Origin of the sequence: Methyloceanibacter superfactus (assembly GCF_001723305.1) — a bacterium.
Taxonomy (GTDB): Bacteria; Pseudomonadota; Alphaproteobacteria; order Rhizobiales; family Methyloligellaceae; genus Methyloceanibacter; species Methyloceanibacter superfactus.
This window is the reverse complement of the sequence record NZ_LPWF01000026.1, coordinates 97,186-109,572: the sequence shown is the minus strand read 5'-3', so window position 1 is coordinate 109,572 and position 12,387 is coordinate 97,186. Positions and strand designations below refer to the sequence as shown.

At 65.2% G+C, this 12,387-nt stretch carries 13 protein-coding genes; 8 read left to right on the top strand and 5 right to left on the bottom strand.

The annotated features are described in order from the left end of the window. Positions 1–92 precede the first annotated feature (92 nt). The 4 genes from AUC69_RS09440 to AUC69_RS09425 all read right to left on the bottom strand — a co-directional run bounded on the left by AUC69_RS09440 (position 93) and on the right by AUC69_RS09425 (position 3,720). A complete protein-coding gene (locus tag AUC69_RS09440) occupies positions 93–710 on the bottom strand; it encodes a DUF1353 domain-containing protein (protein ID WP_158008066.1) in 618 nt (205 codons plus the stop codon). A 17-nt stretch (positions 711–727) separates the two neighbouring features. Beyond that, a complete protein-coding gene (locus AUC69_RS09435) occupies positions 728–1,162 on the bottom strand; it encodes a hypothetical protein (protein WP_069441934.1) in 435 nt (144 codons plus the stop codon). Next, positions 1,114–2,895, bottom strand: coding sequence for a hypothetical protein (locus AUC69_RS09430; RefSeq protein ID WP_141700706.1), 1,782 nt, complete (start codon positions 2,893–2,895; stop codon positions 1,114–1,116). The genes AUC69_RS09435 and AUC69_RS09430 overlap by 49 nt, the downstream gene beginning before the upstream one ends. A gap of 234 nt (positions 2,896–3,129) precedes the next feature. Continuing rightward, positions 3,130–3,720 carry an SGNH/GDSL hydrolase family protein gene (locus tag AUC69_RS09425; RefSeq protein WP_193427416.1) on the bottom strand — a complete coding sequence of 197 codons (591 nt, stop codon included), beginning with the start codon at positions 3,718–3,720 and terminating at the stop codon, positions 3,130–3,132. A 441-nt stretch (positions 3,721–4,161) separates the two neighbouring features. Between AUC69_RS09425 and AUC69_RS09420 the strand changes: the two genes are divergently transcribed. From AUC69_RS09420 to AUC69_RS09395, 8 genes are all read left to right on the top strand, one after another. Beyond that, on the top strand, positions 4,162–6,351 hold the full coding sequence (locus AUC69_RS09420; protein WP_069441932.1) for a TIR domain-containing protein: 2,190 nt from the start codon (positions 4,162–4,164) through the stop codon (positions 6,349–6,351). Positions 6,352–6,455: 104 nt separating this feature from the next. Then, positions 6,456–6,608, top strand: a complete 153-nt coding sequence (locus AUC69_RS17435) for a hypothetical protein (RefSeq protein ID WP_158008065.1) — start codon at positions 6,456–6,458, stop codon at positions 6,606–6,608. Between the two features lie 107 nt (positions 6,609–6,715). Continuing rightward, positions 6,716–7,876 carry a Crp/Fnr family transcriptional regulator gene (locus AUC69_RS09415; protein WP_158008064.1) on the top strand — a complete coding sequence of 387 codons (1,161 nt, stop codon included), beginning with the start codon at positions 6,716–6,718 and terminating at the stop codon, positions 7,874–7,876. Continuing rightward, positions 7,873–8,295 (top strand): hypothetical protein, encoded by a 423-nt coding sequence (locus tag AUC69_RS18510; protein ID WP_244500194.1) that lies wholly within the window; start codon positions 7,873–7,875, stop codon positions 8,293–8,295. The genes AUC69_RS09415 and AUC69_RS18510 overlap by 4 nt, the downstream gene beginning before the upstream one ends. Beyond that, a complete protein-coding gene (locus tag AUC69_RS09410; RefSeq protein WP_069441930.1) occupies positions 8,235–8,972 on the top strand; it encodes a hypothetical protein in 738 nt (245 codons plus the stop codon). The genes AUC69_RS18510 and AUC69_RS09410 overlap by 61 nt, the downstream gene beginning before the upstream one ends. After that, a complete protein-coding gene (locus AUC69_RS09405) occupies positions 8,897–9,403 on the top strand; it encodes a hypothetical protein (RefSeq protein ID WP_069441929.1) in 507 nt (168 codons plus the stop codon). The genes AUC69_RS09410 and AUC69_RS09405 overlap by 76 nt, the downstream gene beginning before the upstream one ends. 11 nt (positions 9,404–9,414) lie before the next feature. After that, entirely contained in the window at positions 9,415–9,957 is a 543-nt protein-coding gene (locus tag AUC69_RS18505; protein WP_069441928.1) for an FHA domain-containing protein, read from the top strand. Then, positions 9,954–11,195, top strand: coding sequence for a S1 family peptidase (locus tag AUC69_RS09395; protein ID WP_342018567.1), 1,242 nt, complete (start codon positions 9,954–9,956; stop codon positions 11,193–11,195). Before AUC69_RS18505 ends, AUC69_RS09395 begins: the two co-directional genes overlap by 4 nt. Here AUC69_RS09395 and AUC69_RS09390 read toward each other — a convergent pair. Continuing rightward, positions 11,176–12,363, bottom strand: coding sequence for a serine/threonine-protein kinase (locus AUC69_RS09390; RefSeq protein WP_069441926.1), 1,188 nt, complete (start codon positions 12,361–12,363; stop codon positions 11,176–11,178). The two genes, AUC69_RS09395 and AUC69_RS09390, sit on opposite strands and share 20 nt — an antisense overlap. Positions 12,364–12,387: the final 24 nt, after the last annotated feature.

Genomic DNA, 12,387 nt, shown 5'->3' with positions numbered 1-12,387 from the left:
GTTGCAGGTTTTGTCTTCGCTCCTGCAGCCATCTTGTCCGCGAGTATGGCGGCAAAACGGCCTGGAAATTAAAAGCCGTCCACGTTCGACCCTTACTCGCCGTCTTTGCGCAAGGGCATGATGGGGCCACTGCTCATCCGCTTTGCATGAGCCTCGAGGCTGTCGAGATCGGGATTTTCCGTCTCCACGAAGGTCTTGAGCTTTTCGACCATCTCTTCTTGTTGCTCAGGCGTCGCTTTCGGCGCCGCGTTGCGCTGCCCCGGCGCGGTCCCCGGTCCCCAGCGCGGACCGAACAGATAAACCGCGCCATACATGATCTTGGCCGTGTTCTCGTCCACGTCCGCCGCGCGCATGGCGTTGTAGAAGACCTTGTGGGTGTCCTGCCAACTGCGCTGCTTGTTGTCGCAATAATAGTCGTGGATCACCGCGGCCGATCGGTAGGCGCCCGTGAAAGGCGGATACAGCGCCCACAAGGCCGAGGGCACCGAGGCCCCGTCGGTGAGATAGCCGGCGGGCACGTCCCACTGCTCTCCAGCGGGGTCGACATAGCCGTAAGGCTCGATGAGTTTCACCTTGCGGCCGTCGCCGCCAAACTCGGCGACGAACTTGCCGACATAGTGGCCGAATCTCGAATCGGCCCAAGACGCAGATACCCCGGCCCCGGCGGAGATCATGGCGGTGAGCAAGAGATATCGGAGTGTCATCGTCATGGGCATGTGTCCCGGGCTCACGAGGCGGGCTGTTTTCTCTGGCTGATATGCATTGCGGTCGCAACATAGCGGAGGCAGCCGGTCTCAGCGAGGAAGGGTTGCTGCGCCCACATGCTGAAACAGGGCGGCGCGGCATATTTCATCACCATGCTCTTGGCCGGCAGCCGTTCATCCAGTTGGCGGCTATAGAAGCTGCGCTCGACGCTGAGCTTGCCGAGTTCCTCGTCCGCTCGCGCGAGCGCCCGGTCGAACGCGCTTTGTGTCGAAAAGTCCGCGTTCTGCACGATGCTCAAGAAATTCTGATAGGCGGCGACCATCTTGGCCTTGTCCGCCTCGTTGGTGACCTCGTTGAGGCCAGACTTGGCGAGCAGCGAGGCGCGTACCTGCTCGCTGGAAAGCAGCCCTAGCAAGAGACCCGTGGCGGCCTTGGCGGCAAGCCCGGCAAGTGCCACCTGGCCTTCGCGCGTCTGGGGATCGCGCCCGCAAGCAAGCTTTCGACCGTGGCCTTCACGCCTGCATTTCCCTCGGCATGGGCGCGTGTGATATCGGCGGCGACGGCTCGCGCGACCGCATCGCGCGGCATATAGAGGCGCAGCAGCCCCCAAGCCAGCGTGGCAATAGTCATGGGCCGAGCGATCAGCGCTTCGGCATTCTTCGGCCCATAAGCCTGCCAGCCTTTGATGTCCTCGGGGATCCACTCGAGCGCGATGCCGTGCCGGTCGGTCGCCTTCAAGACGAGCGCCTGGCCACCGCTAATGCCGCCCTGCTCGGGCCCGAGCTCCAGCAGATATTCCCAGCCGATCGCCGGATTTTTTCGTCGGTCCTCCGGCCCCATGCCGTTATAGCCGGGCGCCGCCTGGAAATTCTCGATCAGGCGGCCGAGCGGCGTGGCGCCATAGCGGGATTTCTTGAGCAGCGTGCCGCCCGTCTCGTCCTCCTGCGGGCCGAGATTGGCGACGACATATTGGCCTTCGGCGCAATAGAACGCGCCGTGCTCGTCGAGAAAGCCCTTGCTGTCGAGGGTGGCGAGCGAAGCCGCGATCTCACGCGCCGACGCCTGATCGAACACTTCGAGCGGATTATATTGGTAATCGCGGAATTTTGGGTCCGGGTCCTGATCGGCGAACGGCACCAGCATCGCCGCGCAGCAATCCCACATGTCGGCATTGCGGTAATAGGCGGCCAGCGTCTGGTCGGGAATCGGCGCCTCGGTGCCGGCGGCATAGTCTATGGCGATCAGGTGGGCGTTGTAGGTCTTGTTGTTGTTGCCAAGCCATCCGTAACTGCTCGGCCAATCGCTCTTCACGGCGATCGGCTTGCCGTCCAGGCTATAGCCGGCCGCGAAGCCGCCGGCGTGGGTGGAGCCGCCGACGCCGTCGGCGACGATGGCGTCTGGCGTGCCGCCTTGGGACTGCAGGTTGAAATGCACCATCTGCTTGATGAGCCGCAGATTCTTGGACGACAGCGCGGTCACGAGCTTGTCGATATGGCTGTGGCCGAGATCGACCATCTCGCCGTTGATCGAGGTCTCGCCGTAGAACACCACGCGGTTACCGAGACCATTGCCGAGGTGGAATTGATGCGCAGGCGTGCGGATCGCCACCGTCTCGCTCAAACTGGCGAGGAGGGGTTGCGTGGCCTCAGGCGGCAGTCCGGCAGCCTTCAGCATCTGGCCCATGATGAGCCGCACCGGCAGGAACGTCTTGCCCTCGTAGACTTCCCCGCCCTCGTCGAACGGTCCGATCAGCGGCTTGCCGTCGGCACCGACCGGCCCATCGATGAACGGATTGAGGTCCGTGTTGACCGCCTCGAGACTGAGTGCCTCGTCGGCCGGCCGGACGATGTCGGCGACCGCGTCAGGCAGTTCCACCGGATCGCCGACCGGGTCGAGATGCCCGGTCTCGATCGTGCCGCTGCGGCCGACGCGGAGGCCGGCCACGTCGACCGGCGCACCGCCACGTAAGCCCAGCCGCATCTTGGCGGCGAGGCTGCGCTCCACCGTCTGCCATTGCTTCGGCTCGACGAAGGTCCAATCCGCGGGCAAGCCGTGACCATCGCCCGTAAGCGGGATAAGCGGTGGAACATCGGCGGGCTTGGGCGCGGTTTGCGCGATGGCCTGGCGGACGAGCCCGGAGCAAAGAGCTCCGGAAACCGCCAGCGTTTTTAGCACCTTACGACGATCCATAGGGTCTTGCGGCTCCTTCGGCATCCGCGCATCGTCTAGCCTCGGCCCCCGCTCCCATACCTCACCACTATATCGCGGCGTCGCCTTGGGCGAACACCTCCGACCGGCCGCGCTTCCTGTCATACTCGGCGGCGAAATCGGCGATGGCGCGGGCGATTTTCGCCCCGCCTATGACCGACGGCTCGATAGGATTGGCGAGGTCTTCCGCCTTGCAGCAGATGACGCGCAGGTCGATCAGGGCGAAGCCGCGCGCGCGGCCTCTCGCGTGATGCAGTCGTTGAAGATGGTCAGCCCCACCGAGGCAAGCCGCCGCTGCTTCTTGTCGGGAAAGCGGGCGTCGTAGATCGTGCAGCACGCCGCAGGCAGACCCCGCGCGGCGACCGCGTCCAACATCTTGCCGTAGTCGGCCGTAAACCGCTCGCGCACAGCGCCGAGCTTGTCCAGCGCCTCGCTCACAGAGTTGGCTTTCTCTTCGAGGACCTTGGAGTAGTGCAGCGCGTCGTTGCCGCCGGCGCTCACCACGAGATGGGTGGCATCGTCCGGCACGAGTTGCAACTGGACCCGAACGCCGTCGGTGATCGAACCATCGACTGCCTCCAACGTGGCGGTGTCACCCGCCGGCAGCCGCATGCGGAGCTGCTGCGCCACATCGGGTCCGTTGCCCACATAGGCGCCGTTATCGAGCACCGAATCGCCGAGAAGGACGATGTGCTTGGGGCTCTTGGTGGGTTCGGCGCGCGCACCAGCGGTGAACGTCATGGCGGCGGCGGTGGTGGCGATGGCGCCGCCTAGGACGGCACGGCGGCTCTGTGCGTGTTTGAACATGGTCTTGCTCCGGTCTCCCGTTATCTCACCCACGCTCCTTGAAGGAAATCCCATCGTAAGAAGGGCGCGGGCGCAAGGTGGGGGAACCGTTGCGCCCGCCTAGGCTGAAAGGGAGGGATGCTGACAGGCCAGGGCAGGAGCGGACCCGGACCCTTTTCCCCTTTCAGCTCGCCGGTGCTCGGTTGGTGGGACAAGCCTCGCGCCGATCGTGTTCCACGAACCGAACACGTCAGTTTTCGTTGGCCATTGGGAGGAGAGCCCCGTTGGCAAGGACGGAGATAAGGGTGCTTGCGCGCGCGCATTGTGAGCCTCGTCACACAGCGGCGCCGCCCCGATGGCCTATAGCTTCTGGCCCGTAAACGCTGGCGGGCCGGCTGCGGGACCTAGCCCCTCGCGGTCTTGCGACTTAAGGTTGGCCCAGTCGAAGCAGAGAGATGTTCCGTGCCGGTCTACGACGCCTTCATTTCCTACAGCCACGCCAAGGACAAACCGGTCGCCGCGGCGCTGCAATCGGTGATCCAGAAGCTCGGCAAACCCTGGTATCAGCGGCGTGGGCTGCGGGTGTTCCGCGACGACACGAGCCTGTCGGCCACGCCCCAACTTTGGCCGTCGATCGAAGAGGCGCTCAGCCAGTCGCGTTACCTGATTCTGCTGACCTCGCCCGAAGCGGCCGACTCGCCCTGGGTCGGCAAAGAGGTCGAGTATTGGCTCACCCATAAGAGTCCCGACACGCTGTTCATCGGGGTGACCGACGGCGAGATCGATTGGGACAACAAGACCGACGATTTCAGGTGGACGGCGGATACGCCGCTGCCCAGCGTGCTGAAGGGCCGTTTCACGGCCGAGCCGAAATGGATCGACCTCCGCCCCTATCGTGAAGGCGCCGACCCGCGCAAAGCCGCGTTCATCGAACTCGGCGCCGACTTCGCCGCCGCCATTCACGGCATGCCAAAGGAGGATCTCCTGTCGCAGGAGGTCCGCCAGCAGCGGCGCGCCCTTACCCTTGCGGTCAGCGCGTCCGTCCTCCTTTTCGTGCTGGCCATCGGCGCGGTGACCGCCGGCATCATCGCCCGCTACCAGCAGGACAGGGCCGAGAAAAACTTTGCGGCCGCCAAGGACACCGTGAACGGCCTGATCTTCCAGATCGCGCAAGGTCTGCGCGACGTGGAAGGCATCCGCGTCGAAAGTCTCGACAGGATTCTCGGCCAGGCCCGCAGCACGGTCGAGCGTCTTACCGAGACGGATCCTGAGAATCCCGAGCTCGTGCGCAGCAAGATCGCCATGCTCGACGAGTTCGCCCAGACCTATCGCGCCGCCGGCAATCTCGACGCCGCCCTCAAAAATGCCGATGCGGCGCTTGCCGTTTCCAGGAACGCGATCGCCGAGGAGCCGAACGACAGCCACGCAAAGCGGCGACTCTCGGTCGTGCTAGTGCATGTTGGGGACGTCAAGCGCGACATGGGCGAAAGCGCCGAAGCGCTCGCCGCCTATCAGGAGAGCTTGGACATTCGCCAGGCGCTGGCCGCGCGCGATCCGGACAATCCGCAGCTCGAGCTCGACGTCAGCGTGAACTTAGAGCGGATCGGCGACCTCAAGGCGCAAACCGGCGACACGGCAGGTGCCCTCGCCGCCTATGAGGAGAGTCTGGCGGTCCGGCGCCGCCTCGGCGAAACCGACCGCGACACATTCGAATGGCGGCAATACATTCCCGTACCCCTCGGTAAGATTTGCGACCTCAAGCGGGACACCGGCGACGCGGCGGGGGCGCTCGAAGCCTGCAACGAAGCGCTCGACCTGGACCGGCGCCTTGCCGCGTCGGATCTGAGCAACACCGAGTGGCGGCGGGGCGTCGCCATCTCGCTTGAGCGGGTGGGGCATCTGAAGCTGCAGAGCGGCGATGCCAAGGGCGCGCTCGAGGCCTTCCAGGAAAGCTTGGCGATACGCCTCTCACTCGCCGAACTCGACCCGGGCAACACCACCTGGCAGCGCGACGTCGCCTCCATGTACAGCTTGGTCGGTCAGGCGCAACAAGACCTCGGCGATAACGCCGCCGCTCTCGCCGCTCAGGAGAAGGCTCTGGAGATCCTGCGCCGTCTTGCCGAAGGCGACTCCAACAACTCGGTTCTACTCGAGGACATCGCGATCACGCTGAATCGGCTCGGCTACGCCAAGATCGCCATGGGCGATGTCGCTGGCGCACGCGAGGCCTGGGAGGCGCGGGTGAAGATCGCGCGGCGCGTCTCGTCGCTCGACCCGGACAATTTGACCTGGCAGCGCGGCGTCGCGCTGGCCCTCAACACCATGGGCACGCTCCGGCAAGCCGGCGGAGATCCCGCCGGGGCGCTCGCCGCCTATAGGGAAAGCTTGGAAATCTTCCGCAAGATCGCGGCTGCCGACCCCGACAACATCATGGCTCAGCCGGACCTCAATGTGGTCCTGCAAAAGATCGGCGCCATCCGGCTGGGCGCGGGCGATTGGGACGGCGCGATCGCGGCCTATGACGAAGCGCTGGAGATCGCGCGCACGATGGCCGAGGCGTTTCCGGACAAGGCCGTGTGGCGGGACGATGTCGCCGCTACCCGCAACAAGATCGAAGAGATCCGGCGTCAAGCCGAAGCGACCGAGCGCTGATACCGACGCTGCGATCCTCGCCGACAGTGAGGAGCCTCACAGAAGCCCCGTCCCGTCACGTGCCACACTCTGGTTCGATGTTGGTGCAACGCGAGGGTTGGCCCATGAGACAGCTGGACGATCTCCTGATGACCTACCTCGCCGCGGCGGTGATGGTCTCGCCGTTCGCGGGTCTCGAACACCTTTTGGCGCCGCTCGAGGCGCATCGTCTGGCGTGGGTGTTCGCCGTATCCGGATCCGGCACGCTGTGGGGATGACGATGAATATCGCCTTGCATCCCGCGGGGCGGTTGGTGGGAACCGCCGAAATAGACTACCCTCTCGTTCCGTCGGCCAAGATTCCGATAGGCGTTGCTCCTAAAGGCATGAACGAGACCCTCGAAGATCTGGTCGCGCGATCCGCGCTGATGCGTGGGACGAGCGACGCAGCCCGCGCGCATCTCCGCCGCGCACGCCTCTCCATACGCACGCTCGATCCCGGTGAATGTGTGTTCCGCCCGGGGGATGCGGCGGATGCCGTCTATTTTCTCGTTGGCGCACGGGCAAGCGGCGATGGACTCGACGTCGATCCCTTGGTGCAGATCGAGTTGCCGTCCGGTAAGCGCACGCTGCGCTTCGAACGCATCGTGCATGGCGAGATCTTCGGGGAGCTCGAGCTGCTGGAGCAGGGTCTTCTGCCGAAGCCCGTCAAGCGCTCCACTTCGGCCATCGCGCTGACGCCCGCGGCGATCGTGCCACTGCCGCTGTCGCTGCTCACCGATCTCATCGCCGAAGACGCGGTGTTGCGTGCCCGTCTCATCCGCATCGGCTCACAGCGTCTCCTGTCGGCCCTAAAGCAGGAGCACGACAAGGTGCACAGCTTTCCCGATCTGGTCCTGGCCGATTGGCTGGTCGAGCTCTCGGCCGATAGCGGCATTGCCGAAGGTAATCGTGTTCGCTTTCCGCGCAAAATCGCTCAAAGCGATATCGCCGCCGATCTCGGCGTCAGCCGCGAGACGATCAGCCGCCGCCTCAACGAGTGGGAGCGCGCGGGGCTGTTGCGGACCGGCGCGCGCAGCCAGCAGATCGAGATCATCGACTATCAGCGCATCAGCCGGCTCGCGAGCCTGCGCGCCGCCCGGAGCCGCGCGGCGCTGGAACGCACCATCGCCGATATCGACGCGGCGATTGCCCATGGCGATTTGATCCGCGCCCGCAATATCGGCCTCGACATCATGCGCTACTATCCGTCGAGTCCGGAATTGCAGCACCGCACCGCGCTCGCGGCCGCGCGCAGCGGCGACGCCAAAGGCGCGCTCGATCTGCTGACCCGCTCTGGCCTGCCCATGAGCGGCGACTTGAGCGTGCTGGAAGACGCGGTGCGTAGGCCCGGCGCAATCCGTTTCTCCCCATGGACCGCATCATCGCCGATCCCTTCGTCGATGAGGGCTATGGCGAAGACGAGCCGGAGCCTGTTCGCCGTGACGATACCCAATGGGAAGCGCAGCTCGTCGAGGATCTTGCCGCACTCCACGCGCGGGTTCTGAAAGAGCGCGCCTTCGCAGCCGCGACCAAGGACGCCCGGCGCAAGCAGGCAGGCGCATCCTTCGAGGCTTATCACCGTCTCCACCAAGCGAAGCAGGGCTACTACCCCGGCATCAACGCCGCCACCATGGCGCTCTGCGCCGGAGATACCGTCACCGCGCGGAAGATCGCCGCACTCCTCACCGCGACCGTGCCGCAGGATTCGGAGGAGTATTGGCCGCTCGCCACCCTGGCCGAGGCGCTCCTGATCGTGGATCGCGGCGGCGAAGCCAAGGACGTGTTGCTCAAGGCGCGAACCGCGCGCGGCGCCGATGACGGTGCCAAGCGTCCACCATTCTCCAGCTCCGCCGTATCGCCTCCGTGCTCGACAGCAATCTCGACGTGCTCATCGATGCGCTCCATCCGCGCAATGTCGCGGTGATCTCGGGACATCTGTTCAGAGGCTCCGAGCTCGACGCCGCCGCGCAAGACGCCACCGAATCCAAGATCCGGGAAGCGGCCGAGAAGCTGTTCGCCGCGCACAATGTTGGCTTCGTCTATGGGGCGCTCGCCAGCGGCTCCGACATCATTCTCGCCGAGACCGCCCTAAAGATGGGCGCCGAGTTCGAGGCGGTGTTGCCGTTCAACACCGAGCGCTTCGTCGACATGTCGGTCAAGATCGGCGATCCACCGGGCGAGCCTGGCAAATGGGAGAAGCGCTTCCGCGCCATTCTCGATGGAATGCACGGCCCGTGTTCGCTCACCATCATGGATACCCAAGACCCGGCCGAGCGCGATGTGGATGGCTACTTCTTCTATGGCTTTCGCTACGCCGCTGGCTGCGCGCTTCAGCGGGCGGCCATGCTGCAGACCGCGTGCGGGCTTATCGTCGTGTCCGACAACACCGAGCCCGATACGGTCGCCGGCGCCAATCGCGTATTCGCCGATTGCGCGGGGCCGGCCGGCCCTTCGACCTCATTCCCTATCCGCACAAGCGGCCCCCGCGCCCCAAGCGCGGCCGGGGCGAAACTGCGTTCCGGCCCGTGGTGTTTCTGTGGGACGGCGCCCCCGGCGCCAAGGCGGGCAGCGCTACGCTCGACAAGCTGTTCAAGAAGCTGACCAAAGGTCTGGAAAGCATCGAGCGCACCCATCGTGACGGCCGCCGGGGCTGCTGCTTCCTGACCGAGACCACACAGCAGGCGCTGGAGCTTGGCCGCGCCGCGGCCGAAGCGGCGCGCAAGGCCAAGCATCCCTTACGAGTGATCTGCGATTTCGGCCTCGTGCTCGGGACCAATCTCAAGCCTGACAAGAAGCTCATCGCCCGGCTTCAGTCTGCCGACGATCTGCCCGGACTTCCGCTGGACTGTGTGCTGGCCACCGAGGCCTATGCGGCGCAGGCCAAGTTCGACCAAGGGAACGACGTGCGGCTCGTGCCGGTCGGGCGGGCCGAAGCGATCCCGTCCGCTGATGATGGCGAACGCCAGGCCCTCCGGGGCCGCCCGTCGCTACCGATCTTTACCGTAGAACCCGTGAAGCCTGCCAAGACCTGAGAAGAAAGACCATGACGATCACCATCACCCATCTCGATGGACCGCTCAAAGGCGAGACGCAAACCTACGGCGATAACGTCGATGCGGTCGTCTTCGGCCGCGACCGCGAGACGGCGCAAGTCGTCTATCCACCTGAATACGATGTGGTCGGGCGCCGCCATTTCGAACTGCGCCGCACCAAGGCAGGCGACTATTCAGTCGAGCTATTTGGGACCCGCTACGTGGAGATGGACGGCAAGCCCGCCGACAACGGAACGCCGGTGAAGTCGGGCAGCACCTTCCGTCTCGGCCGCAAGGTCGGACCCACCTTCAAGGTCGAGATCGGCGCCCCCTCGGTGGAGGGGCTCCCCGTGACAGCCGACCAAAGCCAGATGACCACCTCCAGCCAGCGGTTGGGCCGCAAGGTCGCGACCGGCGGTGGCCTCCTCGCCGTCTTGCTCATCGGCTTGTTCGGCTATTTCACCTATCTCCATTCCACCCTTGCCGACCAGATCGAGCTGCGCGGGCCGAAGCCGCCGAGCGCGCATCCAAGGAATTTTCGCCGGCGACGCTGAAGACCCTCGAAGAAGCCGTCTATCTGGTCGCCCAGGAAGACGGCGGCGTCGAGAAAGCGCAAGGCACGGCCTTTGCCTTCGCGCCCGGCAAGCTCGCGACCAACGCCCATGTGACCGAGGCGATCAAGGGCAAGGAGAAGGAGTTCTTCCTGGTGGCGCCGAACGGCGACAAGATCGAGATCCAAGGTGTCCTCTCCCACCCCGGCTATCTCGCCTTCAAGGCCTACAAAGCGACGCAAGGAACGACCCGCTGGGGCGAGTTCACCCCGCTCGATCTCATCAACGAATACGATGTCGGCATCATCGAGATCGATTCCGAGATCGCGCTACCCGCCACGCTGTCATTCGCCTCGCAAGAGGAGTTGGAGGATCTCGCCCCCGGCACGCCGGTCGCCTCGGTGGGATTTCCCGTGGAGGGCCTGGCCGGCGGCGCCACCGCCACTAAGGCTCCCGGGACGCTGCATTTCGGCCATATCAGCGCGCTCACCGACGTCTTCATGGTGCGTGCCGACCCCGAGCACCGCCTGCTGATCCAGCATTCCGTGCCGGTGACCGGCGGGGCCTCGGGCAGCCCTCTCATCGATCCGAGCGGCAAAGTCGTCGGCATCGTCAACGGCGGCAACACCACCGTGTTCAAGGACAAGACGGAATCGGCAACAGCCAAGGTGCGGCTGCCGAGCGCGGCGCTGATCAACTTCGCCCAACGCGCCGATCTCCTGCAGGCGCTCGCCGAGGATAAGGCGGAGCAGGAACTCGCCGAGGACGAGCTCTATTGGACCGCGAGCGCGCATGCCTTCGACGACTATTTCGATGTGGCGGTCGACGACTTCGAGGCGCTGGCCAAGAAGCGCTATGCGGTGAGCAAGGCGTCCAATGAGGTGATCGGCGCCGGCAAGCTCGACGCCGGCAAGGTGCAGTCCTTCAAGCTCGTGTCAAAGAGCTACCCGTTCAAAGCCGTGCCAGGAAAAGTCTACGGCTTCATCGCCGATGCGGAGAACGGCGTGCCCATCGGCATCAATGTCAAGAATCAGGCGACGTCGCAGTTCCTGCGCGACGCGAAGGACAAGCGCCAGACGAGCGAACTCGAGCTGGCGCCCACCGCATGGGTCACGGTGACCGAGCCCACAACCCTCGACGTGATCGTGTGGAGCCTCGTTGCCCAACCCGCGAAATACGAGCTTCACGCTTATGAATGGACGGCCCCGAGTGATGAGCCCGCTACCGAGCCTGCGCCCTGAGCATCTCGGCGATCGCCTTGAGGTCGCTCAACCGGCGTGCCGGATCTGGCAGCAGCATCCGGCGCACCAGCTCGGCGATCTCGTGCGGCATCCCGCCCGGCGCATTTCTCTTCCACAACTTGCCGATCCTGTAATGAGCGGGAAGTTCTCCCCCCCAGATCTCAGCGATCATCTGACCAAGCGCATAAATGTCAGCCCGCGCATCGACCGCTGCACCGGCCGCCTGCTCCGGCGCCACATAGGGGGCCGTACCGAAATGCTTGAGCGCATCGGGGCGTCCCGCCACCAGCGCGATGCCGAGATCGATCAGCACGGGCATCTCGCCGCCGCGCCCATCGCGCGCGACGATGACATTCTCCGGCTTGAGATCGCGATGGACGATTCCACGGGCGTGTAGCACGGCCAGCGCGTCCGCGGTCCCCGCCAGCAGGGCCAGCAGACGTTGCGGCGTCGCGCCGGACTCATAGACCTCGCGCAAGGTCGGGCCGGCAACGAAACGCTGCACGATATAGAGCGCGCCTCCCGGCGCCATACGCAGATCGAGCACGCGGGCGAAGCGCGGATCGTCGAGCGATCCGGCCGCTGCATACTCGGTCTTGATCGTGTTGATGACGGCTTGCCGCTGATCCGGGGCGTGTCCTCTGAGATCGATCGTCTTCAGCGCCACATGGCGTCCGTCGCCGAGGTCGATGGCGCGGCAGACGTCGCCCATGCCGCCTTTGCCGAGCGGGCACACCCGGATGAAGCGGCGCTCGAGCGCTGTGCCGCCACCGATGAGGTCGATCGCCTCCGCCAGCTCCTCGAGGTGATCGGCGCCGGCACTCTTCAGCATGTCGGCGCGGATATCGTCCGCAACCTCCACGAGATTGTTGCGCAGCGCCTTGCGCAATCCCTGCGCCAGGACGTCCCGTGCCCGGTCGTTCTCGTCGAGCTGGAACAGGGCGCTGGCCAATGCCCGCCGCGCCACGGCCTCCCGCACCACCAGATTCTGCTCGTCATATTCGGAGATGAGGTGTTCGAGACTCTTGACCGCGGGCGGTCCGCCTTTGACCTCCTGCAGCTCGGTCACCGCCTGAATGAACTCGGCATGCTCGAAGGCGCTGTCCTTCGCCGGCAGCAGCGCCTCGGCATCCAACAGCGCGCGCTCCGCCTCATCGAAACGGCGCAAGCGGCGAGAGCCTTGGCCTCCTCG

Coding starts and splice junctions, on each gene's coding strand:
- AUC69_RS18505 (WP_069441928.1), top strand. CDS start 9,415: ATGACGATCACCATCACCCATCTCGATGGACCGCTCAAAGGCGAGACG.
- AUC69_RS09425 (WP_193427416.1), bottom strand. CDS start 3,720: ATGTTCAAACACGCACAGAGCCGCCGTGCCGTCCTAGGCGGCGCCATC.
- AUC69_RS09430 (WP_141700706.1), bottom strand. CDS start 2,895: ATGGATCGTCGTAAGGTGCTAAAAACGCTGGCGGTTTCCGGAGCTCTT.
- AUC69_RS09440 (WP_158008066.1), bottom strand. CDS start 710: ATGACGATGACACTCCGATATCTCTTGCTCACCGCCATGATCTCCGCC.
- AUC69_RS09415 (WP_158008064.1), top strand. CDS start 6,716: ATGAACGAGACCCTCGAAGATCTGGTCGCGCGATCCGCGCTGATGCGT.
- AUC69_RS17435 (WP_158008065.1), top strand. CDS start 6,456: ATGAGACAGCTGGACGATCTCCTGATGACCTACCTCGCCGCGGCGGTG.